The 19,476-nt window shown below is 68.3% G+C and carries 30 protein-coding genes and 1 pseudogene; 20 read left to right on the forward strand and 11 right to left on the reverse strand.

Going from position 1 to position 19,476, the window contains the following annotated elements; genetic code table 11:
• Positions 1-145 precede the first annotated feature (145 nt).
• The 6 genes from K1X59_RS05095 to K1X59_RS05120 all read right to left on the reverse strand — a co-directional run bounded on the left by K1X59_RS05095 (position 146) and on the right by K1X59_RS05120 (position 4,374).
• A complete protein-coding gene (locus K1X59_RS05095; protein ID WP_183152038.1) occupies positions 146-502 on the reverse strand; it encodes a hypothetical protein in 357 nt (118 codons plus the stop codon).
• A gap of 36 nt (positions 503-538) precedes the next feature.
• On the reverse strand, positions 539-772 hold the full coding sequence (locus K1X59_RS05100; protein ID WP_183152039.1) for a hypothetical protein: 234 nt from the start codon (positions 770-772) through the stop codon (positions 539-541).
• On the reverse strand, positions 769-1,590 hold the full coding sequence (locus tag K1X59_RS05105) for a CPBP family intramembrane glutamic endopeptidase (RefSeq protein ID WP_183152040.1): 822 nt from the start codon (positions 1,588-1,590) through the stop codon (positions 769-771). The genes K1X59_RS05100 and K1X59_RS05105 overlap by 4 nt, the downstream gene beginning before the upstream one ends.
• An 87-nt stretch (positions 1,591-1,677) precedes the next feature.
• Positions 1,678-1,989 carry a hypothetical protein gene (locus K1X59_RS05110; RefSeq protein ID WP_244632408.1) on the reverse strand — a complete coding sequence of 104 codons (312 nt, stop codon included), beginning with the start codon at positions 1,987-1,989 and terminating at the stop codon, positions 1,678-1,680.
• A 109-nt stretch (positions 1,990-2,098) separates the two neighbouring features.
• Positions 2,099-3,763, reverse strand: coding sequence for an MDR family MFS transporter (locus K1X59_RS05115; RefSeq protein WP_244632409.1), 1,665 nt, complete (start codon positions 3,761-3,763; stop codon positions 2,099-2,101).
• Complete coding sequence (locus tag K1X59_RS05120) at positions 3,763-4,374, reverse strand: TetR/AcrR family transcriptional regulator (RefSeq protein ID WP_183152042.1); 612 nt, start codon at positions 4,372-4,374, stop codon at positions 3,763-3,765. Before K1X59_RS05120 ends, K1X59_RS05115 begins: the two co-directional genes overlap by 1 nt.
• 163 nt (positions 4,375-4,537) lie before the next feature.
• Between K1X59_RS05120 and K1X59_RS05125 the strand changes: the two genes are divergently transcribed.
• From K1X59_RS05125 to K1X59_RS05170, 10 genes are all read left to right on the forward strand, one after another.
• Complete coding sequence (locus K1X59_RS05125; RefSeq protein WP_244632410.1) at positions 4,538-4,981, forward strand: Asp23/Gls24 family envelope stress response protein; 444 nt, start codon at positions 4,538-4,540, stop codon at positions 4,979-4,981.
• Positions 4,978-5,169, forward strand: a complete 192-nt coding sequence (locus tag K1X59_RS05130) for a DUF2273 domain-containing protein (RefSeq protein ID WP_220173994.1) — start codon at positions 4,978-4,980, stop codon at positions 5,167-5,169. The genes K1X59_RS05125 and K1X59_RS05130 overlap by 4 nt, the downstream gene beginning before the upstream one ends.
• Positions 5,166-5,513: a hypothetical protein gene (locus K1X59_RS05135; protein WP_220173995.1), complete on the forward strand. Its 348-nt coding sequence runs from the start codon at positions 5,166-5,168 to the stop codon at positions 5,511-5,513. The genes K1X59_RS05130 and K1X59_RS05135 overlap by 4 nt, the downstream gene beginning before the upstream one ends.
• Positions 5,510-6,073, forward strand: a complete 564-nt coding sequence (locus K1X59_RS05140; protein WP_220173996.1) for a DUF6286 domain-containing protein — start codon at positions 5,510-5,512, stop codon at positions 6,071-6,073. Before K1X59_RS05135 ends, K1X59_RS05140 begins: the two co-directional genes overlap by 4 nt.
• Positions 6,070-6,438 (forward strand): hypothetical protein, encoded by a 369-nt coding sequence (locus K1X59_RS05145; protein ID WP_183152045.1) that lies wholly within the window; start codon positions 6,070-6,072, stop codon positions 6,436-6,438. The genes K1X59_RS05140 and K1X59_RS05145 overlap by 4 nt, the downstream gene beginning before the upstream one ends.
• Positions 6,439-6,529: 91 nt before the next feature.
• Positions 6,530-6,685 carry a hypothetical protein gene (locus K1X59_RS05150; protein WP_220173997.1) on the forward strand — a complete coding sequence of 52 codons (156 nt, stop codon included), beginning with the start codon at positions 6,530-6,532 and terminating at the stop codon, positions 6,683-6,685.
• Between the two features lie 86 nt (positions 6,686-6,771).
• Positions 6,772-6,945, forward strand: a complete 174-nt coding sequence (locus K1X59_RS05155) for a CsbD family protein (RefSeq protein ID WP_183152047.1) — start codon at positions 6,772-6,774, stop codon at positions 6,943-6,945.
• 123 nt (positions 6,946-7,068) lie between these two features.
• Positions 7,069-7,635: an RNA polymerase sigma factor gene (locus K1X59_RS05160; RefSeq protein WP_183152048.1), complete on the forward strand. Its 567-nt coding sequence runs from the start codon at positions 7,069-7,071 to the stop codon at positions 7,633-7,635.
• On the forward strand, positions 7,632-8,252 hold the full coding sequence (locus K1X59_RS05165) for an Asp23/Gls24 family envelope stress response protein (RefSeq protein ID WP_220173998.1): 621 nt from the start codon (positions 7,632-7,634) through the stop codon (positions 8,250-8,252). The genes K1X59_RS05160 and K1X59_RS05165 overlap by 4 nt, the downstream gene beginning before the upstream one ends.
• Before the next feature lie 73 nt (positions 8,253-8,325).
• Positions 8,326-8,598 carry a hypothetical protein gene (locus K1X59_RS05170; protein WP_258567094.1) on the forward strand — a complete coding sequence of 91 codons (273 nt, stop codon included), beginning with the start codon at positions 8,326-8,328 and terminating at the stop codon, positions 8,596-8,598.
• On the opposite strand, the gene K1X59_RS05175 is transcribed toward K1X59_RS05170, so the two are convergent.
• Positions 8,561-9,541, reverse strand: coding sequence for an SDR family oxidoreductase (locus K1X59_RS05175; RefSeq protein ID WP_220173999.1), 981 nt, complete (start codon positions 9,539-9,541; stop codon positions 8,561-8,563). The two genes, K1X59_RS05170 and K1X59_RS05175, sit on opposite strands and share 38 nt — an antisense overlap.
• A 93-nt stretch (positions 9,542-9,634) precedes the next feature.
• Between K1X59_RS05175 and K1X59_RS05180 the strand changes: the two genes are divergently transcribed.
• The 9 genes and pseudogenes from K1X59_RS05180 to glmM all read left to right on the forward strand — a co-directional run bounded on the left by K1X59_RS05180 (position 9,635) and on the right by glmM (position 16,671).
• Positions 9,635-10,000, forward strand: coding sequence for a helix-turn-helix domain-containing protein (locus K1X59_RS05180; RefSeq protein ID WP_183152051.1), 366 nt, complete (start codon positions 9,635-9,637; stop codon positions 9,998-10,000).
• 100 nt (positions 10,001-10,100) lie between these two features.
• Positions 10,101-11,639 carry an APC family permease gene (locus K1X59_RS05185; protein ID WP_183152052.1) on the forward strand — a complete coding sequence of 513 codons (1,539 nt, stop codon included), beginning with the start codon at positions 10,101-10,103 and terminating at the stop codon, positions 11,637-11,639.
• Positions 11,640-11,680: 41 nt separating this feature from the next.
• Positions 11,681-12,528: pseudogene (gene truA, locus K1X59_RS05190) on the forward strand (tRNA pseudouridine(38-40) synthase TruA).
• A gap of 7 nt (positions 12,529-12,535) precedes the next feature.
• The gene (locus tag K1X59_RS05195) at positions 12,536-13,096 is read left to right on the forward strand and encodes a hypothetical protein (RefSeq protein ID WP_183152054.1); all 561 of its coding nucleotides are present in this window, start codon (positions 12,536-12,538) and stop codon (positions 13,094-13,096) included.
• 18 nt (positions 13,097-13,114) lie between these two features.
• Complete coding sequence (locus K1X59_RS05200; RefSeq protein ID WP_183152055.1) at positions 13,115-13,459, forward strand: hypothetical protein; 345 nt, start codon at positions 13,115-13,117, stop codon at positions 13,457-13,459.
• A gap of 13 nt (positions 13,460-13,472) precedes the next feature.
• On the forward strand, positions 13,473-14,141 hold the full coding sequence (locus tag K1X59_RS05205) for an endonuclease/exonuclease/phosphatase family protein (RefSeq protein WP_183152056.1): 669 nt from the start codon (positions 13,473-13,475) through the stop codon (positions 14,139-14,141).
• Positions 14,142-14,338: 197 nt separating this feature from the next.
• Positions 14,339-14,785 (forward strand): 50S ribosomal protein L13, encoded by a 447-nt coding sequence (gene rplM, locus K1X59_RS05210; RefSeq protein ID WP_105669983.1) that lies wholly within the window; start codon positions 14,339-14,341, stop codon positions 14,783-14,785.
• Positions 14,786-14,812: 27 nt separating this feature from the next.
• On the forward strand, positions 14,813-15,298 hold the full coding sequence (gene rpsI, locus K1X59_RS05215; protein WP_045263679.1) for a 30S ribosomal protein S9: 486 nt from the start codon (positions 14,813-14,815) through the stop codon (positions 15,296-15,298).
• Positions 15,299-15,312: 14 nt separating this feature from the next.
• A complete protein-coding gene (glmM, locus tag K1X59_RS05220; RefSeq protein WP_183152057.1) occupies positions 15,313-16,671 on the forward strand; it encodes a phosphoglucosamine mutase in 1,359 nt (452 codons plus the stop codon).
• 67 nt (positions 16,672-16,738) lie between these two features.
• On the opposite strand, the gene K1X59_RS05225 is transcribed toward glmM, so the two are convergent.
• Genes K1X59_RS05225 through K1X59_RS05240 form a run of 4 tightly spaced genes read right to left on the reverse strand, consistent with a single transcriptional unit; the run spans position 16,739 to position 18,970 of the window.
• Positions 16,739-17,131, reverse strand: a complete 393-nt coding sequence (locus K1X59_RS05225) for a hypothetical protein (protein WP_220174000.1) — start codon at positions 17,129-17,131, stop codon at positions 16,739-16,741.
• Complete coding sequence (locus tag K1X59_RS05230; protein WP_220174001.1) at positions 17,128-18,189, reverse strand: hypothetical protein; 1,062 nt, start codon at positions 18,187-18,189, stop codon at positions 17,128-17,130. Before K1X59_RS05230 ends, K1X59_RS05225 begins: the two co-directional genes overlap by 4 nt.
• On the reverse strand, positions 18,186-18,617 hold the full coding sequence (locus K1X59_RS05235) for a hypothetical protein (protein ID WP_220174002.1): 432 nt from the start codon (positions 18,615-18,617) through the stop codon (positions 18,186-18,188). The genes K1X59_RS05230 and K1X59_RS05235 overlap by 4 nt, the downstream gene beginning before the upstream one ends.
• A gap of 32 nt (positions 18,618-18,649) precedes the next feature.
• Complete coding sequence (locus K1X59_RS05240; protein ID WP_183152061.1) at positions 18,650-18,970, reverse strand: glycosyltransferase; 321 nt, start codon at positions 18,968-18,970, stop codon at positions 18,650-18,652.
• 54 nt (positions 18,971-19,024) lie between these two features.
• Between K1X59_RS05240 and K1X59_RS05245 the strand changes: the two genes are divergently transcribed.
• Positions 19,025-19,468, forward strand: a complete 444-nt coding sequence (locus K1X59_RS05245; protein WP_183152062.1) for a GtrA family protein — start codon at positions 19,025-19,027, stop codon at positions 19,466-19,468.
• The last annotated feature ends 8 nt before the right edge of the window (positions 19,469-19,476 follow it).

Consider the following 19,476-nt stretch of genomic DNA (forward strand, 5'->3'; position numbering starts at 1 on the left):
CTGGGGATTCACCGCGGGCCGCGAATGACTCGGCTACCGTGGCAGCGTGATTGCTCGCCAGCGGCACGCAACGCCTTTCGAGGCCCTCAGGTACTCCCCGATATCCCCGATGCGTTGGGGAAACCAATCGTGAGTCGAGCGCGGTCTACCGTTGGGGGCGGGTGCGATCGGCGAGGGCGGTACTGATGAGCGCACGGACTTCGACGTCGTCGTGCGCCCCATCCGTCGCGTACGGCGTCCAGCGGTCCAGCTGTGACAGCACCCACTCCCAGTGCGCGAGTCGCAGAGTGATCGGCAGCAGATGCTCGCGAGGCGGCCATCCGTATGCGTCACGGTCGCCTTCGTATGAGGCGGAGCCACGCCATCCGGCGTCGCGGATGCAGGATGCGGCGATCACGGAATCCATGAGGCCCTCCACGACGTCGACCGCCATCGAGTTGTCGACGCACCCGTCGACGCGGTGCCACAGCCGGACGGGGATATCGATCGTCAGATAGTGCACGCCGTCATCCTGCCAGAGGCTTGCGGACGGGAATGATCAGCGTGGCACGTCGGGGTCGACCATGACGGAGTGTCCAGGACGGCTCGCCGCGGGGGTGCGCGTGACAGGAGGCCACACGACGAGCAGGAACGCGGCGAACGGACCGAACAGCAGCGTGAGGAGGAACCAGGCCCACGCGGAGCGGTTACGGGTCCGGGCGAACCCGCCCGCGAGGATCGCCACGGTCAGCCACATCCCCGACACGACGGTTGCGAGATACTCGACAGTCATGCTTCGAGACTACGTTCCCGACCGTGTGCCTCCCGGACGCGTCCGCGGATGAAGAAGAGCAGCACGAGCCCCACGATGATCACCGCGATGTTGCTGAGGTTCGCGATGCCGGTGAGCGCGCCCTCGGCGGGGTGGGCGACCTGCAGGAAGACACCGGGGTCGGTGCTGGCGTGCAGCAGGATCGGGGTGATGATCGTGCCGGTGACCCTCATCGCGAGGTACATGCAGATGCCGAACGCGAACGTGTAGACGAGCTGGATCGCCGTCGCGAACAGGTCCTGTCCGCTCAGCAGGTTCCCCGAGTGAAGCCCGGCGAACACGCCAGCGGAGATCACGGCGACCACGATCTCGCGGGAGCCGGCTCTGCGGAGCAGGTTCACCACGAGACCCCGCGTGAGCACCTCCTCGGCGAATCCGATGAGCAGGCCGGCAAGGAGCCAGGTCGCCACCACGTCGAAGCCCGTCTCGGCATAGTCGATCGTCGCGAATCGCAGGATGTTGAAGAGCAGCACGACGACGATCGCGATCCACATCCAGCCGCGTCCGCGGATCGGCTGCGCGCCGAACACCTCATGCCACCATCCCACCGAGGCGATGAATCCGACGAGGAGAAGTCCGCCCACGAGCAGAGGGAGCACGTAGTAGACCACGACGGCCGCGGCGCTGTTCGGATCGTCGACCAGCGACGTCAGGGGAGTGAACGCGAGCGAGAGTCCCTGGTAGAGGACGAAGTACACCACGGCGAGCAGGAGTGCGCGCCACCAGCCGCCTTTCTCCCAGAAGCGCTTCCAGGCGGTCGTCGTGCGCGAGTCAGACATGGGGGCTCCGAGCGGCTGAGGATCGTCGATTGGTCGTCAGTCTGACGTAGGGACGCTCTCTTCGTCCATGCGTCCGCGTCCGGAGGGTCAGCGCGAATCTCTCGCGGAGCCCTTCGTGCCGCGCACCGGAGGGAGGTGCGGGATCGGTATGGGACGGGTGGCCCGGGAGGCGTCCTGGAACCTCCGTACGGCGTCGAGCACGTCTTCGGGGGAGGAGTACCGCAGGGCGAGCGGAAGATCGCGCCTCCAGAGCACCTCGACCTCGGTCGGTGCGTCTTCGAAGATCGTGCAGACGACTCTGCGGTGATCGTTCTCGGAGTAGTGCAGATCGTGGATCGCCCAATCGTTCGCGCTGACCTCGATCAGCGCGAACCTTCGGTCCGGATCGTGCTCCATCATTCTCCTCGCTCGTCCCCAGGATGAACCATGACCCATCCGCGCGTCCGAGGGGAGCCCCTTGACAGAAAGCGAGAGGCCCCCGCCCCGTCGGGGTCGAGGGCCTCTCGTCTCAGCGGGCCGCCGGGGTCGAGCCGGTGTCGGTCGAGCGGATATCCGCCGCGGAGACGGGTTCGCCGCCCCCGCGCAGCTCGGCTTCCAGCCGCTCGGCCTCCTCCCCGCTGATCGCCTCGCCGCGAGCGACCAGACCTGCCTGGTCGGACAGGGGGATCTGCTTGAGGAACAGCGAGAGGAGCAGCGCCAGTGCGATGAACGGCACGAGGTACCAGAAGACGGGTGCGAGGGCGTCGGCGTACGCGGTCACGATCCCCTCGCGCACCTCGTCGGGGAGCGATCCGAGAGTCGACGGGTCGATCGTGGACGCTGCCTGGGAGGCATCATCGGGAGAGGCTCCGGCGTCGGCGAAGACACCGAGGAGGTTCTCGGTCAGTCGCGTGGTGAAGATGGTCCCGAAGACGGCCGTTCCCAGCGATGCGCCCACTTCGCGGAAGTAGTTGTTCGTGCTGGTCGCGGTGCCCAGCTCACCCGCCGGGACGGCGTTCTGCACGACGAGGACCACGACTTGCATGATGAGGCCGAGCCCCGCGCCGAAGACGAACAGGAACACGCAGATCAGCCAGATCGGGGTCGATGCCGACAGTGTGGTCATCGAGATCATCGCGATGCCCGTGATGATCGTGCCGAGGATGGGGTAGATCTTGTACTTGCCGGTCTTGGAGATCGCGATGCCCGAGAAGATCGACGTTCCCATCAGGCCGACCATCATCGGGATCATGAGCAGGCCTGAGGCCGCAGCCGACGTGCCCGACGACATCTGCAGGAATGTGGGCACGAATCCGATCGCGGCGAACATCCCGATGCCGAGCACGAGCCCGATGGCGGTGGCATTGACGAAGATCGGGTTGCGGAACAGGCTCAGGGGGATGATCGGGTCCTGCACGCGTGACTCGGTGATGACGAATGCCGTGGCGGCGACCACGAGACCCGCACCCCAGGCCCAGGTGGCCAGCGAGTCCCATCCGAACTCGGCATCGCCACCGAAGTCGGTGAAGAAGATCAGGCACGTGGTGGCGATCGAGAGGAAGATCACGCCGAAGATGTCGATCGGCTTCTCGGCCTTCTTGCTCGGCAGCTTCAGCGCCACGAGGGCGATGATGAACGCGGCGATGCCGACCGGGATGTTGATGTAGAACGCCCACTGCCAGGTCATGTGATCGACGAAGAATCCGCCGAGGAGCGGACCGGCGACGGCGGAGAGACCGAAGACGGCGCCGAGGGGGCCCATGTACTTGCCGCGCTCGTTGGCGGGGACGATGTCGGCGATGATCGCCTGCGAGAGGATCATGAGCCCGCCGCCGCCCAGCCCCTGCAGCGCGCGGAACACGACGAACATCCAGAAGTCGGTGGCGAATGCGCAGCCGACCGAGGCCAGGGTGAACAGCGCGATCGCGACGAGGAACAGGTTGCGGCGCCCGAGCACGTCGCCGAACTTGCCGTAGATGGGCATCACGATCGTGGTGGCCAGCAGGTAGGCGGCGGTGATCCAGACCTGGTGGTCGACGCCGCCGAGCTGACCCACGATCGTCGGCATGGCGGTCGACACGATGGTCTGGTCGAGGCTCGAGAGCAGCATGCCCGCGATGAGGGCGCTGAAGATGATCCAGATGCGGCGCTTCGTGAGCAGGAAGGGCGCATCCTTCGTGGCGGTGGTGGACATCAATGGTCTTTCTGTGACGGTGCGTAGAGGGAGCGGGCGAGCTCGAGGCGTCGGGCGATGAGCTCGCCGAACGTCTCGGTCGACTGGTGGTGCAGCAGTTGGTCCATGCTCATCCGGATCAACGCGCCGACCGTGTGCACGATGACCTCGGCGCGGAGTTCGGCGTCGACCGTCTCGGAGGTCCGACGGAGGATGAGTCCGATGTCGCGGCGCTCGTTCTTCGCGAGCTGTTCGAAGGCGGCCTTGAGCAGCCGCGGCTCCTGCTCGATCACGGCGAACATGGCCGGCGCGTCGTCGACGGGGTTGAAGAGCTCGAAGCGACCGATCGTCAGCTGGAGGAAGTCGTCGAGGAGATCGCCGCGCTGCGAAACGAACTCCTCCTCGAGCGCCTCCTGACGGGAGTCGATCGTGGTGAAGCCGAAGACGGCGTGCTCTTTGCTCTCGAAGTAGTTGAAGAAGGTGCGCCGCGAGACCCCGACCTCGGTGCACAGCTCCTCGATCGTGAACCCGGCGAAACCCTCGCTCGCCGTCAGCCGTCGCGCGGCATCCGTGAGTGCGCGAGACGTCTCCCGCTTGCGCTGCTCCCGCAAAGAATCTGCACTGTCATTCATAGAGTGCAATATTGCACTCTGTTCCTTGGAGTGCACTGTGAGTCGGCGAAACGGATCCGGATCTTTTTTGTGACATCCGACGCTCGGCACACGTCCTAGTGGTGTCGCAGCACTGCGGCCCGCGCTCCGACCGGAGACGGACACACGGATGAAGGAGCTCACGATGGCGAACGTGACTGGTGGCACCCAGCCCAAGGCTCAGGTCGTCGCACCGCAGCTGGGGACTGCTGCGGGCAAGACCACGATCGAAGACGCGGTGGTGGCGAAGATCGCCGGCATCGCAGCGCGCGAGGTCAGCGGCGTCTATGCACTCGGCGGGGGCGCCGCACGCATGGTCGGCGCGATCCGCGACGCTCTCAACACGACCGATCTCTCGCAGGGGATCAGCGTCGAGGTCGGCGAGACCCAGGTGGCGGTCGACGTCACGATCGTCGCGGAGTATCCGGTGTCCTTGCAGAAGGTCGCGGACGAGGTCCGCGTGGCCATCCACCGCGCCATGGTGGAGCTCGTCGGCATGGACGTCGCCGAGGTCAACGTGACCGTCAACGACGTGCACATCCCCTCCGATGACGAGGGCGATGACACGCAGGAGGCGCGAGTCCAGTGAGCGCGTCGGTGATCGGCGCGGCGGCCGCAGCGGTGCTCGCGCTGACATGGGTGGCGTTGGGCTTCTGGGCCTTCCTGCTCGTGGCCGTCGCGATGCTCCTCGGCGCGGTCGCCGGCCGCATCATCGACGGCCCGATCGACGTGCGCGCGCTCGCCGAGGTCTTCCGGGGCCGGCGCTCGTCGTCATGACGGGCGACGGTGCAGCCGAGGCGGCGACGGGCGGCGTCTCGGGGAGCACGACCTTCTCCGCTCGGGCCCTGCAACGACTCGCCGTCGGCATCGTGCGCGACGCGGCAGGGGTCGCGGTCCGCGACGTGGGGGTGCAGCTGTCCGACCATCGTGGCGCATTGCGGATCGCGGTCGCCGTGCCGGTCGCCCGCGGGGGCGGGCAGACGTCGAACCTCGTCGAGCAGGGTGACGCGCTTCGACGGGCAGTCATCGACGGAATGAGAGACCTGGCGGGACGAGACGTGAGGATCGTGGACATCCGATACGCGGGAGTCCGCAGGAGCAGAGAGACGAGGGTGAGATGACGAACGAGCAGGCGACGTACCGGCGTGTTCTCCGTCGGGAGACCCATGCGCCGCGCACGATCCCGGCGACCGTGGTCGCCTCGATCGGGGTCGTGCTGCTCCTCGCCGCACTGGTGGGCGGCGCGTGGTGGCTCATCGATGAGGCATTCCGCGATGCCCTCGCCCGATGGTACGGCGCGCTCGACGCTCCCGCACAGCTGGCGGTTCCGATCGGGGTGGGGGTCGCGCTCGTGGTCTGCGCGATCGTCCTCCTCGCTCTCGCCCTGCTGCCGGGGCGGCGCGCTCGGCGATCCCGCACGACGGAGCGGAGCGCCCTCCTCGTCGACGACGGTGTGATCGCCGACTCGGTCGCCCAGGCCGTGGCACGCCGCACCGGCGTCGACCGTGGTCGGGTCGCCGTGACGGTGGGCCGACGCATGGTGGCGGTACGGATCACGCCGACCAGCGGCATCCCCGTGGATGTCGGGGCCGCGGATGCGGCGGTGAACGACGTCCTCACGGGGATCGGGTTCGCCGCGACGCCGCGAGTCAGCGTGGAACCCGACGGAGTGATCGCATGAACGCGACCAATCGTCTCGCCAATCGCGCGCTGCTCTTCGTCGCCGGAGTGATCCTGCTCGTCTTCGGCGTCGGGGCCCTCGCCGCCGCGATCGTCGTCACCGGGGAGGCGCCGGACTGGATCCGGCGTCCGGCGTCCGCCGTGATGGACCTCTGGGGCGCGTCATCCGCGTGGACCTGGCAGGTCGTGGGTGTCGGTGCGGTATCCGCCCCGGTTGTCCTCGCGGCGGGGGATGCCTCGTCCTCACCGTGGTCCTGCTGGTGTTCCTCGGAACGCGCAGACGCGGCGGCTCGAAGACGGTGCTCGAGATCGACGCCGAGGGCGGCCGCACGGTGGTCGATCGGGACGTCGCCGAGAGCCTGCTGACCGACCCGCTGGTGCGACGCCCCGACGTGCTCTCGGCGCGCACGGGGGCGTATCGCATCGGGGATCGCGCGCCGTCGAACTCGCCGTCATCGTGCGGCCGGGAGCCCCGCTGGGTGCGGTCGTCGATGCGGCCGAGGCGGCCATCCGTGAGTGGGACGAGCTCCTGGGGGAGCGGATACCCATCATGCTGCACCTGTCCGACCGACGATGGCGTGACGCGTTCCGCTCGCCTCGAAGGGTGCAGTGACCGCGCAGGACGCACAGACGCACAGGCGGGGGCCTGGGTGAGGACTCGATTCCGACAGTCGGGATCGATACGGGAAAGGAGACGCCATGGGTGCGGAAGACAAGATCAAGGCCGCTGCGGAGAAGGTCGCCGGAAAGGCGAAGGAGACCGTCGGCAAGGTGACGGGCGATGACAAGCTCGTCGCGGAGGGAAAGGCCGAACAGGCCAAGGGTGATGTCCGTGATGCCGCTGAGAACGTCAAGGACGCTTTCAAGAAGTGACGGACTCGGGGAGGGGGTCATGCGAGTCCCTCCCCGATCGCTCCCAGGTCGGTGCGAGATCATCCGATCCGGTGAGGCGTCCGTTCCGAATCTCTCAGGGGATCGGACCGAGGGGTGGGGTGGATGGAAGACGAACGCTTTCGGAGAGCGCTCGAACACGCGGACGACGGCATCGTCGCCGGACGCGCGATGGACGGCGACGTCGAGGCGTTCGCCGTCCTCGTGCGCAGGTACACGCCGATGATGCGGGCGTACACGCAGCGGATGCTGAACGCCTCTGCCGACGTCGACGACGTCGTGCAGGAGTCGTTCGTCACGGCGTGGCAGCGGTTCGGGGAACTCGAAGACCCCGGGAAGGTCAAGAGCTGGCTGATGAGGATCGTCAGCCGGAAGGCCGTGGATCGCATCCGCGCCATCCGCCCCGCTGTCGACATCGACACGATCGATCGTCCGGCGCCGCTGCATGCATCACCGTCGGCGATCGTCGAGGTGAGAGCGGGCGTCGCGGCTCTCAGCGCGGCGCTCCGCGAGCTCCCCGATGCGCAACGCGAGTGCTGGGTCCTGCGGGAGATCGGCGGCTACTCGTACGAGGAGATCGCCGATGAACTCGACATCCCCGTCACGACCGCCCGTGGCCTGTTGGCGCGGGCGCGCAGATACATGATCGTGCGGATGGAGGAGTGGCGATGACCGACGAGAGAGAGACTCCTGACGTGCGCCGACTGGGGCTGGAGCCCACCGATCTCGACGGGCACACGCTCGACGAGCTGACCGACTATCTCGATGCGGGACGACAGCCCGCCGACCGCTCCATCGACGAATCCCCCGGCTGTCAGCTGGCGCTGGACGCTCTGGAGCGGCTGCACGGACTCGGGGCGGAACTCATCGCCGCCGAAGCCGCAGCCGAACGGGAGGTCGACCAGGGCTGGGTCGACCGGATCCTCAGCGGCATCGCCATGGACGCGCGTGCCGGACGACGCATCCGCTTCGACTCCCCGGATCCGACCGCCGACCTCGGCATCACGGAGGGTGCGATCCGGGGACTCATCCGTTCAGCGGAGCGTGCCGTGCCGGGTCTGCTCATCGGGCGCTGCCGGCTCGACGGAGACCTGACCGAGCCGGGTGCGCCGGTTCGCGTGACCATCGACGCGAGCGCTCTGCACGGTCAGCCGATCCCGCTGATCGCCGAGCAGCTGCGCGCCGAGGTCGACCGCGACCTCCGCGCGCACACCCCACTGAACGTCGTCGCGATCGACATCGCGATCCGAGACATCCGGGAGGTGTCCTCGTGGACGCAGGAGAGCTGATGACGCCGGACGCGCGCACCGAACTCGCCGTTCACATCGAGGAGGCGGTTCGCGCGACGCCGGGGTGCGCGCCGTGTTCCGCTCTGGGTCGCTCATCTCCAACCTGCTGCGCGCCGGAGCGGCCGCGCTCGGCACCCGCAAGGACGACGAACCGATCGTGGCCGTCGTCTCCTCGGGCGATGGAGTCGTGGTGGAGGCATCCATCGGGGTGGATTCCGATTCGCGGTCGGAGGACATCCTGCGTGCGGTGCAGGCCGAGATCGACGCGATCCTGGTGGAGCGCGGCGTGCGGCGGCAGAGCATCACCCTCACAGTGGTGCACGTGCAGCCCCGCGAGGCGGCCTGAGCGGAATCGCGTGACGACGGTGTGCCGCGGACGACGATGTGCCGCTGACGACGGTGTGCCGCTCCCCGAGGAGAGCGGCACACCGTCGTGGGCAGCGATCAGGCCGCGGCGCGCAGCCCTCGACGAGGGGTGTGGTGGGACGGCCGATGAGCCGTGCGAGCGTGCCGTCGGAGTCGGCGAGGGCGCCGTTCTTGATCCCGGCATCGAGTGCGGCGACGAATCCGGCCGTGCCCTCATCCAGCCCGGCTTCGCGGAGGGCTGCGATCTGGGCGTCGGCGTCGAGCGGCACGAAGGAGACCTCGCGACCGGTCACTTCGGAGAACGCGGCGGCCAGGTCGGTGTACGTCCAGGCGACATCGCCACCGAGCTCGTAGACCTCGCCGACGTGGCCGTCTTCGAGCGCCACGACGGCGGCGGCCTCGGCGAAGTCCTTGCGGCTGGCCGAGGCGACGCGTCCGTCGCCGGTGCCCGCGGCGAGCACACCCGTCTCGGCGGCCCTGGCGAGATCCGCGACGTAGTTCTCGGTGTACCAGTTGTTGCGGAGGATCACGGCAGGCAGCCCCGCGGCGGCGATGAGCTCCTCCGTCGCCTTGTGCTCCGGTGCCAGGACGAGGTCGCTCGTCGTGGCCTTGGGGGCGCTCGTGTAGATGAACTTGGAGACACCCGCAGCCGCGGCCGCGTCGATGACCACCCGGTGCTGTGCCACTCGCTGCCCGACCTCGGATCCCGAGACGAGCACGACGGTGTCGACGCCGTCCACGGCGGCGGCGACCGAAGCGGGGTCGGTGTAGTCGAGGTGCACGACCGGCACACCCAGGTCGGCGCCCTTCGCGGTGTCGCGGGCCCCCGCGACGATCGACTGGGGGTCTGCTCCGCGCTCGATCAGGCTGGAGATGATGAGGCGACCGAGGTTGCCGGTCGCGCCGGTGACGAGGATGGTCATGAGGGTCCTTTCGTAAGTGACACCCTCGACAACCCGTCGACCGGGTGAGAACATTCCGCCCAAGGGGTACCCACTTTGACGTAAGGTACCGACATGACGGTAAGTTTTGCCCAGATAAAGGAATCCACGCCGTTCGTCTTCGACCAGAACTGCGGCACGCGCGTGATCCTCGACCACATCATGAGCAAGTGGGGCGTGCTGGTGCTCTCCCCCCTGTCCGACGGCACGCACCGATGGGGGGAGCTCCGCCGCGAGGTCGACGGGATCAGCGAGAAGATGCTCGCCTCGACGTTGCGCACCCTCGCGGAGGACGGACTGGTGCATCGGGAATCGTTGCCGACCGTGCCGCCGCACGTCGAGTACAGCCTGACGCCGCTCGGCCGCGACCTGATGGAGCGGATGCTGCCGCTGATGGCGTGGGTCGCTGACCACGCCGACAGCATGCTCGATCGCGTCTGATTGTGCGGAATCCGTCGCCGATGAGCGCAGCTGGCTGCGGATTCGGAAGGTTCCAGAAAGAGATTGACGCGATAACCGCAGTGGCCGTACTGTTCTGAACATGGCAACGACGCCCATTCACCTTGAACGACCCGACGGCAAGGGACTGGCTGCAGGCACGCTGGGCCTGTGGGGATCCACCGTCATCGGTCTGGCCTCGACGGCACCCGTCTATTCGCTCGTCGCGACGCTCGGCTTCGTGGTGCTCGCCGTCGGCGCACAGGCGCCGATCGCGTTCATCATCGCCTTCGTCCCGATGCTCCTGATCGCGTTCGCCTACCGCGAGCTCAACAACGCCGTCCCCGACTGCGGCACCACGTTCACCTGGGGGACGAAGGCGTTCGGGCCGTGGGTGGGCTGGATGGGAGGCTGGGGTGTCGCGGTCGCCGGAATGGTGGTCCTCGCGAACCTCGCCCAGATCGCCTCCGTCTACTTCTGGTCGCTGATCGGACAAGACCTCGAGAACAACGACTGGCGCGTCGTCGTCGTGGCCGTGATCTTCATCGCCGCCATGACCTGGGTCAGCTGGCGCGGGGTCGAGATCGGCGAGCGCATCCAGAACATCCTGCTCGGTATCCAGTACCTGGCGCTGGCGATCTTCGTCGTGACCGCGCTGTGGCAGTTCTTCGCCGGCACGGCGCCGAACCCGACCCCGTTCGACTGGGAATGGATGAACCCCTTCGCGTTCACAGACTGGTCGGGCTTCACCGAGGCCATCCTGCTCGCCCTGTTCATCTACTGGGGCTGGGACACCTGCCTCGCGCTCAACGAGGAGACCAAGGACCCGAAGCGCATCCCCGGCCGCGCCGCGCTGCTGACCACCGTGATCCTGCTGTTCACGTACGTCGCGGTCACCATCGCGGCCATGATGTACGCGGGACTCGGGGAAGACGGCACAGGGCTCGGCAACGAGGCGAACGCGGACGACTTCTTCCTCGCGATCAAAGACGGGCTGCTCGGCCCGTTCGGCTGGGTGCTTGTGGTGTCGGTGATCATCTCCGCGATCTCGTCGACCCAGACCACGATCCTCCCGACCGCACGCGGAACGCTCGCGATGGGCGTCTATCGCGCCCTCCCTGCGCGGTTCAAGGACGTGCACCCCACGTACAAGACCCCGTCGTTCTCGACCATCGTGATGGGGGTCGTCGCCTCGGTCTACTACATCGGCATGACCCTGATCAGCGACAACATCCTGCAGGACTCGATCCTGTCCCTCGGCCTCGCGATCGCGTTCTACTACGCCATCACCGGCTTCGCGTGCGTGTGGTACTTCCGGAAGGATCTGACCGCTTCGCCGCGGGAGTTCTTCTTCAAGGGGCTGTTCCCGCTGCTCGGCGGCGTCATGCTGACGTGGGCGTTCGTGCAGTCCGCGATCGACATGTGGGACGTCGACTACGGGTACACGGTCCTGTTCGGCATCGGCGGCACGTTCGTGATCGGCGTCGGCTCGCTCGCGTTCGGCCTGGTGCTGATGTTCGTCTGGTACCTGTTCCCGCGGTCGAAGAGGTTCTTCCGCGGCGAGAGCCTCAACCGTGACACCGAGGTGATGGTGCCTGATGAGCCGGCGGTGACCATCCGCTCGATCGACGGCGGCATCTGACACCGCCGGTCACCGCGGCCATGCTGTCCTAGGCTTGCTCCGTGCGCATCCGGCTCGACATCGCCTACGACGGCACCCACTTCCGCGGGTGGGCGAAGCAGCCGACGCTGCGGACGGTGCAGGGAACGCTCGAAGCGGCCCTGGCCCGGATCCTGGGGTCGGATGTGCAGCTCGTCGTCGCCGGCCGCACGGATGCGGGCGTGCATGCGAGCGGACAGGTCGCGCACGTCGATCTCGACGAGAAGCAGTGGTCGCGCATCGAGGCCCGGAACGGACGGGCTCCCCTGGAGCCGGCCGAGACCATCGCCGGTCGCATCCGCGGGGTGCTCGGCGCATACTCCGACGTCACTGTCGCTCGTTCGTCGCTCGCGCCGGAGGGCTTCGACGCCCGATTCTCGGCCGTCTGGCGCCGCTACCGCTATCGCCTCGCGGACGCACAGGCCGGCTTCGACCCGCTGCGACGCCTCGACACGACCAGCATCCGCGGCCACCTCGACGTGGAGGCCATGGATGCGGCGGCGCGGACGCTCATCGGACTGCATGACTTCGCCGCGTACTGCAAGCCCCGCGAAGAGGCGACCACGATCCGCACGCTGCTCGACTATCGGTGGTCGCGCGACGCTGAGGGAGTTCTCGTCGCCGAGGTCAAGGCCGACGCGTTCTGCCACAGCATGGTCCGCGCACTCGTCGGCGCGTGCGCGGCCGTGGGGAGGGGCGCCTGGACGTCGACGACCTGGTCGTGCTGCGCGACGCCCTGACGCGCACCAGCGAGTTCAAGGTGCTGGCCGCCCGGGGCCTGATCCTCACCGAGGTGGGGTACCCCGCAGACGAGCTGCTCGCGGCACGCGCGGAGCAGACGCGGGCCCGTCGCGATCGAACGAGCGGCTGAAGACGCGATGGCGACGCGGGGTGGCGAGCGGCGGGGAGCATTCGCCGCGGCACTGCGCGCAGCGATCTCGGAGCGGGGTATCACGCTCGCGCGGCTCCAGCAGCAGCTCGTCGACGACGGCAATGCCGTGTCGATGGCGACGCTCAGCTACTGGCGCTCGGGCGACCGCCAACCGGAAGGTGCCCAGTCGCTGAGCGTCGTCGAGGGCATCGAGGATCGTCTGCGGCTCGGTCGCGGTCATCTGAGTGCTCTGCTCGGACCCTCTGTGCGGCTCGGATCCATCCCCCCGCCGCGGCTGCCGTTCGACGAGGAGCGTGAGAACCGCGAGACCGCGGAGACTCTGGCGGCCCTGCGTTCCACTCCACAGGACACGCTGCGCGACCTGTCGACGCAGCTGACCGTGCAGGTCGGGGCCGACGGAGCCGTCGAGCGGACCGTGATGCGTTCGCTCGTGCAGGCGACACAGGGCGTCATCACCGAGATCCCCCTCATCGACGTCGCGCCGGCGGAGACCGCGATCCTGTCCATCATCTCCGACGTGGTCGGAGGGCGCGTCGACCGCGAGTAACTGCATCCAGGACACCTGTTGTCCGGTGTGGTGATCGCGCTCGATGACCCCGTCACCGTCGGCGAGACGACCCTCCTCGAGTTCACGGAGACCTTCCCTGCCGGGTATCCACCGAGGCAGTCGGCATGGCACGCGACGTCGCGACCGGCCAGGGAGACGCTCATCTGGGTGCTTTTCCATCCCGATGCGCAGCCCAGCTGGTGCGAGGAGTACACGGAGACCGACGACGAATACGCCTCCGTGATGAGGGCGGTGCGCAGTGGATCGGTGCATGTAGCCCGTCACGGCTGCGGGCCTGGTGTGCTGGGCGTCCGCTGGGGATACGACGCCGACCCGAAGCCGGGGCACAGCCGGGACGAGTAGCGTTGGGGGGATCATGAAGGTCATCTCGTACAACCTCCAGAAGCATCGCGCGGCCGGAGAGCTCGCGGCGCTCGTCGGTACGCACGATCCTGACATCCTCTGCCTCCAGGAGTGCGATGTGCCCGCCCTTCCCGCGCAGATCGGCGATCTCGTGCTGGCGGATGCGACCCAGGGCAACCGCCTCGGACTCGCGCTCTTCTACCGCTCCAGTACGTACCACCTGCAGGCCATCCGCACCCTCGGGCTGAAGAAATCGCTGCACGACCGCATCGCCAAACCCGCACACGAACGCGTGCTGGGGGCCCGGCTGCGCGACATCGACGACGGCCAGGACTTCATCGTCGCCTCGTTCCACGCCGCGCCCCTCACGGCGCTGAACTCCCTTCGTCGGCATCAGATCCGCGCCGCGCTGACCGAGCTGGCGACTCTGGGCGAAGGCCTGCCGCAGCTCATGGTCGGCGACTACAACTACCCCGTGTTCAAGGAGAACCTCGGGCAGGCCGTGCGCGATCACGGGTATGCGCTGTCGCTCAGTGACGACCACACCTACACCCGCTACCGGGTGTTCCGCGGGCACTACGACTTCGCGACGTCCGCCGGATTCGAGATCGAGCGCATCACGACGCTGCCGCAGGGATCCAGCGACCACCGTCCGATCCTCGTCACGGTCACCCCGGACTGAGCGGGGCCGCAGGGGAGCGGTTTGGGCAATCGCCCGGTGTGGCGTATGATTTCCCTTTGGTGCCTTTCCCTGTTCGCGGGATGAAGGGCATCGTCCGAACGTGAGCCCTCCACTGGCGTGTTCCTCCCTCTAGGGAAGAACCACCCCGGAGTGGGATTCACGAACTTCTCCGTTCGACACAAGAAAGCAGCACTATCGTGACGCGCACTTACACCCCCAAGGCTGGCGAAGTCCAGCGCGACTGGGTCGTCATCGACGCCACCGACGTCGTTCTCGGCCGTCTGGCTTCGCACGCCGCTACGCTCCTGCGTGGCAAGCACAAGCCGACCTTCGCCAACCACATCGACTCGGGTGACTTCGTCATCATCGTGAACGCCGACAAGGTCGCGCTCACCGGTCAGAAGCTCCAGAAGAAGCTGGCCTACCGCCACTCCGGTTACCCGGGCGGCCTGAAGTCGGTCACCTACGCCGAGCTCCTCGAGAAGAACCCGGTCCGCGCTGTGGAGAAGGCCATCCGTGGCATGCTCCCCAAGAACAGCCTCGGCCGCCAGCAGCTGTCGAAGCTCAAGGTCTACGTCGGCGGAGAGCACCCGCACGCCGCGCAGCAGCCGCAGACGTACACCCTCGACCAGGTCGCCCAGTAAGCGCCGTAAAGACTTAAGGACATACTCGTGGCTGACATCCAGGACACCACCGAAACCCCCCAGAACTTCTCGACGTCGACTCCCGAGACCGACGCGGTCGAGGCGGCTCCCCGCCCCGTCCTCAGCGTCCCGGGTGCCGCTGTCGGCCGTCGCAAGCAGGCCATCGCCCGCGTGCGCATCGTCCCCGGCTCGGGCACGATCACGGTCAACGGCCGCACGATCGAGGACTACTTCCCGAACAAGCTGCACCAGCAGCTGATCAACGACCCGTTCACCGTTCTGAACCTCGCCGGTGCGTACGACGTCATCGCGCGCATCTCCGGTGGCGGCCCCTCGGGCCAGGCCGGTGCGCTTCGCCTCGGCATCGCTCGTTCGCTGAACGGCATCGACGAGGAGAACAACCGTCCGACCCTGAAGAAGGCCGGCTTCCTCTCGCGCGACGCGCGCGTCAAGGAGCGCAAGAAGGCTGGACTCAAGAAGGCCCGCAAGGCGCCTCAGTACTCGAAGCGTTAAGGTCCACTGCTCCGATGCCGATCTTTGGCACGGACGGCGTGCGAGGACTCGCCAATGGCATCCTCACCGCCGACCTGGCGCTCACCCTGGCCCAGGCGACTGCTGTCGTCCTGGGCCAGGGCCGTACTGCGGAGGCTCGCAAGGCCGAAGGCAAGCGACTCACCGCAGTGGTCGCCCGGGACCCCAGGGTCTCCGGACACTTCCTGACCGCGGCCGTCTCCGCGGGTCTCGCCTCCTCCGGGGTCGATGTTCTCGAAGCAGGGGTCATCCCGACTCCCGCCCTCGCGTTCCTCGTCGCAGATCGCGATGCCGACTTCGGCGTGATGATCTCCGCGTCGCACAACGCCGCGCCCGATAACGGCATCAAGATCTTCGCGCGCGGGGGCCGTAAGCTCCCCGACGTCGTCGAGCAGCGCATCGAAGAGGCCATGCACGGCGAGATGCTGCGCCCGACCGGTGCCGGTGTGGGGCGCATCGACCGGTTCTCCGACGCGGAGGACCGCTACGTCGTGCACCTGCTCGGCTCGTTGCCGAATCGCCTCGAGGGCATCCACGTCGTCCTGGACTGCGCACACGGTGCGGCATCCGGCGTCTCGCCCGAGACCTTCCGCGACGCGGGCGCCGAGGTCACCGTCGTCGGCGCCGACCCCGATGGCTGGAACATCAACGACGGCGTCGGCTCGACCCACCTCGACAACCTCGCCGAGGCCGTGGTGCGTCTCGGCGCCGACATCGGCATCGCCCATGACGGCGACGCCGACCGCTGCCTCGCGGTCGATGCCGAGGGCAAGGTCATCGACGGCGACCAGATCATGGCGATCCTCGCCGTGTCGATGAAGGAGCGCGGCCGTCTCACCGACGACACGCTCGTCGCCACGGTGATGAGCAACCTGGGCCTTCATGTGGCGATGCGCGAGCATGGGATCACGGTCCGTCAGACGGCTGTCGGCGACCGCTACGTGCTCGAGGACATGAACGAGGGCGGCTACGCGCTCGGCGGCGAACAGTCCGGTCACGTCATCATGAGCGAGTACGCGACCACGGGCGACGGCATCCTCACGGGCCTCCACCTGGTGGCCGAGATGGCGCGCCAGAAGAAGTCCATCGCCGAACTCGCCGCTGTGATGACCGTCTACCCGCAGGTGCTCATCAACGTGCGCGACGTCGACAAGGATCGCGTCGCCGACGACGAGGTCGTGCAGCAGGCTGTCCGCGACGTCGAGTCCGAGCTCGGCGACAACGGCCGTGTGCTGCTGCGCAAGTCCGGTACGGAGCCGCTGGTCCGCGTCATGGTCGAAGCAGCCGACCCGGAGTCGGTGCATGCCTACGCGGGACGCCTCGCCGAGGTCGTGCAGGAGCGCCTCGCGCTCTGAGCCTCTCTCAGAACAACCGGCCGGTCGCTGATCTCAGTGGCCGGCCGGCCGGTTCTTCGTCGGCGGTCTACGGCGCCGCGCAGATCCGGTACAGCCCCGCGTCGACGAGCGTCTCCGCCGGGCAGGGGAGTCCCGTGAGCCGAGGAACCCCCGCCATGGCGGGCGCGTCGAACAGGCCGACATGCGCGCCCGTGAGCACGATCGGAGCGACCGCCGCACCCCACGGATCCGCCGCGAGCCACTCCACCTCGTTCTCGTCGACCCAGTCCGTCAAGGGAGCGACGGCGGCGCGCTGCGTCTCCAGGGTGAGGCCGCGAGGCGCGAAGGACGAGGCGACGTGGACGGCAGCGCCCGCGGCGACGACGGCGGCGAGCACCGATGCCGCGACGACGCCGCCGATGCGGACGACACCACGGCCCGGCAGTCCCTTCACCGCCCAGACGGCAGTGGCGGCGATCACGGGGAAGAACGCGAAGATTCCGGGGGCCGGGTGCCGCACCCACAGGGGAGACGGGAGGCGGTGGCCCACCAGCCGACGAAGGCGAGTGCACCGATGAGCGCGGCGAGCGCGTAGGCGATCACGAGGCGCTCGGCGGGGGTCGCGGTGCGCCATCGACGCACGATGCCGAACACGGTGAGGGAGACCGCGAGCACCGCTCCGACCACGGCCAGGACAGCGGGCAGCGACCACGAGTCGGCCAGCGTGCCGAGCTTCTGCAGCACCGTGGTCGCGGCATCTCCCTGACCGCCGCTGCGGACGAAGGAGACGAGCGCGCGAACGTGCTCGATGAATCCGGAGACCCCGAGGGAGAGGAGGGCGGCGATTTCGACCAGGAGAGTCGGCACGGCCACGAGGAGCAGCGGCGGCCACGATCGGCGAAGAGTCTCACGGACGCGCGCCCACCCCGTCCCGCCCGAGAGCACCCAGAGTGCGACGGCGAACGCCGGGAGAGCGAGGATCGCGATGAGCTTCGCCTGGACAGCGAGCCCCACCAGCAGACCGGCCAGCCATGCCCGTCGGGGCAGCACGACCAGAGCCCACACGATGAGCGCTGCTGCGGGGATCTCGCCCAGCAGGTCGGCGGGGCCCTGGATGGGCGAGACACCGGCGCTCGCGGTGAAGGCGAGGGGTACGGCGACGGCGAGCAGCGCGGCCCCACGCCCGCCGATACGTCGCCCGAGGAGGGCGAGTCCCGCGAGCAGCGCGACCCAGAAAGCCAGGGGCACCAGGCGTGCGGCGAGCACCGGATCCATCCCGGTCGCCAGGAGTGCCGCCACGGGAAGGAGAACGACGGGCCCGGTCGAGATGCGGGGATCGAACGGGGTGATCGTCGACCCGGACAGCGCGCCGTCGCTCGAATAGCCGAGGCCGTCGAGCAGGTTGCGCGGGACGGTCAGGTTGAAGGCCTCGTCCTCCCAGAAGCGCCATACGACGAGGCTGTGCCAGGCGACGACGACATGCCCGATCAGGAGAGCGGCCGCGGCCACCCAGAACAGGATCGTGCGGGTGCGGGTCATCGCGGGACGCGCTCCGGACGGCGGATGCTGCGCAGCGGTGCGGACGGCTTGAGCGAGAGCGACCATGCCTCGAGGAGCGCGAGACGCACGAAGCGGCGCAGGCGCTTGGGCGGCAGCGAGACCGCGTTGCCTCGCCCCCACATGGTGCCGGTGGTCGAGGCGCCGCGCCGCGGGATGCTGGCGACCCGCAGATAGCGGACGGTGAAGCCGGCGCGCGCCTCGGCGAGGGAGAAGTGCACATGCGGCACGGACGCGTCGGCCGGGATGGCGTCGACGAGGAGTCGGAGCGTGTCGGGGCGATACGCGCGCATCGGGGTGTTGACGTCGGGGATGCGGCGTCCGGCTGACACGGCGATGAGCAGGCCGACCGCGCCGGTGAGCACCTTGCGGTACCAGGGGTCGCTGCGACCGTCGCGAACACCGTGCACGACGTCGGCGTCTTCGGCGACGAGTGCGGAGATCAGCCGGGGAAGTCGCTGCCGTAGAACTGGCCGTCGCCGTCCACGTGCACGAGCAGGTCGGGGTCGGCGGCCAGGCCGGCGCGGTAGGCGGCGAGTGCCGTCGGTCCGTGTCCGCGGTTGAGGGGCTGCACCTCGACGTCCACATCGGAGATGCCGTCGAAGACCGTGGCCGTGGTGTCCGTCGAGCGGTCGTCGGCGACGTGGAAGGTGACGCGGTCGGCCAGGGGTGACACGCACTCCCGGATCTCGTCGATGAAGCCCCGGATGCCTTCGGCTTCGTTGAAGGCGGGCATGACGATGGCGAGATGGCGGAGAGTCACAGGGTCCTTGGGGTGGCGGGGCGCACGGGGATCAGCAAGTAGCCTAGTTGAGTCATGAATCCTCCTTCCCGACTGCGCCGACTCGTCGGCGTCGGCAGCCGCTTCCTCGTCGTCGGCGCCCTGAGCACCCTGATCGAGGTCGGGGTCTTCAACCTGCTGGTCTTCGTGTGGGGATGGGACGTGGTGACCGCGAAGATCGTCGCCTCGCTGGTCGCGCTCGTGAATGCCTACATCGGGAATCGGGAGTGGACCTTCCGCCACCGCGACCGCCGCGGCAGGGTGTCCGAGGTCGTGCTCTTCCTGGTCACCAACGCGGTCTGCACGGCCATCGGAGCCGGTCTCGTGTGGGTGGGCGTCGAGTTCGCCGCCGTCGCCCTCGGCCGCGCGCCGGGCGCGGTCGCCGTCAACATCGTGAACCTGGCGAGCATCGTCATCGTCGTGCTGCTGCGCTTCGTGCTGTATCACGGCATCGTCTTCCGGGTGTCGCCGGCGAAGTAGTCCTGCGC

The organism is Microbacterium sp. Se5.02b (assembly GCF_019464375.1).
Lineage (GTDB): Bacteria > Actinomycetota > Actinomycetes > Actinomycetales > Microbacteriaceae > Microbacterium.

Coding starts and splice junctions, on each gene's coding strand:
- K1X59_RS05160 (WP_183152048.1), top strand. CDS start 7,069: ATGGAAGACGAACGCTTTCGGAGAGCGCTCGAACACGCGGACGACGGC.
- K1X59_RS05205 (WP_183152056.1), top strand. CDS start 13,473: ATGAAGGTCATCTCGTACAACCTCCAGAAGCATCGCGCGGCCGGAGAG.
- K1X59_RS05115 (WP_244632409.1), bottom strand. CDS start 3,763: ATGTCCACCACCGCCACGAAGGATGCGCCCTTCCTGCTCACGAAGCGC.
- K1X59_RS05230 (WP_220174001.1), bottom strand. CDS start 18,189: ATGACCCGCACCCGCACGATCCTGTTCTGGGTGGCCGCGGCCGCTCTC.
- K1X59_RS05105 (WP_183152040.1), bottom strand. CDS start 1,590: ATGTCTGACTCGCGCACGACGACCGCCTGGAAGCGCTTCTGGGAGAAA.
- K1X59_RS05110 (WP_244632408.1), bottom strand. CDS start 1,989: ATGATGGAGCACGATCCGGACCGAAGGTTCGCGCTGATCGAGGTCAGC.
- K1X59_RS05165 (WP_220173998.1), top strand. CDS start 7,632: ATGACCGACGAGAGAGAGACTCCTGACGTGCGCCGACTGGGGCTGGAG.
- K1X59_RS05125 (WP_244632410.1), top strand. CDS start 4,538: ATGGCGAACGTGACTGGTGGCACCCAGCCCAAGGCTCAGGTCGTCGCA.
- K1X59_RS05135 (WP_220173995.1), top strand. CDS start 5,166: ATGACGGGCGACGGTGCAGCCGAGGCGGCGACGGGCGGCGTCTCGGGG.
- K1X59_RS05145 (WP_183152045.1), top strand. CDS start 6,070: ATGAACGCGACCAATCGTCTCGCCAATCGCGCGCTGCTCTTCGTCGCC.
- K1X59_RS05175 (WP_220173999.1), bottom strand. CDS start 9,541: ATGACCATCCTCGTCACCGGCGCGACCGGCAACCTCGGTCGCCTCATC.
- K1X59_RS05185 (WP_183152052.1), top strand. CDS start 10,101: ATGGCAACGACGCCCATTCACCTTGAACGACCCGACGGCAAGGGACTG.
- K1X59_RS05245 (WP_183152062.1), top strand. CDS start 19,025: ATGAATCCTCCTTCCCGACTGCGCCGACTCGTCGGCGTCGGCAGCCGC.
- K1X59_RS05180 (WP_183152051.1), top strand. CDS start 9,635: ATGACGGTAAGTTTTGCCCAGATAAAGGAATCCACGCCGTTCGTCTTC.
- K1X59_RS05140 (WP_220173996.1), top strand. CDS start 5,510: ATGACGAACGAGCAGGCGACGTACCGGCGTGTTCTCCGTCGGGAGACC.
- K1X59_RS05195 (WP_183152054.1), top strand. CDS start 12,536: ATGGCGACGCGGGGTGGCGAGCGGCGGGGAGCATTCGCCGCGGCACTG.
- glmM (WP_183152057.1), top strand. CDS start 15,313: ATGCCGATCTTTGGCACGGACGGCGTGCGAGGACTCGCCAATGGCATC.
- K1X59_RS05155 (WP_183152047.1), top strand. CDS start 6,772: ATGGGTGCGGAAGACAAGATCAAGGCCGCTGCGGAGAAGGTCGCCGGA.
- K1X59_RS05120 (WP_183152042.1), bottom strand. CDS start 4,374: ATGAATGACAGTGCAGATTCTTTGCGGGAGCAGCGCAAGCGGGAGACG.
- K1X59_RS05100 (WP_183152039.1), bottom strand. CDS start 772: ATGACTGTCGAGTATCTCGCAACCGTCGTGTCGGGGATGTGGCTGACC.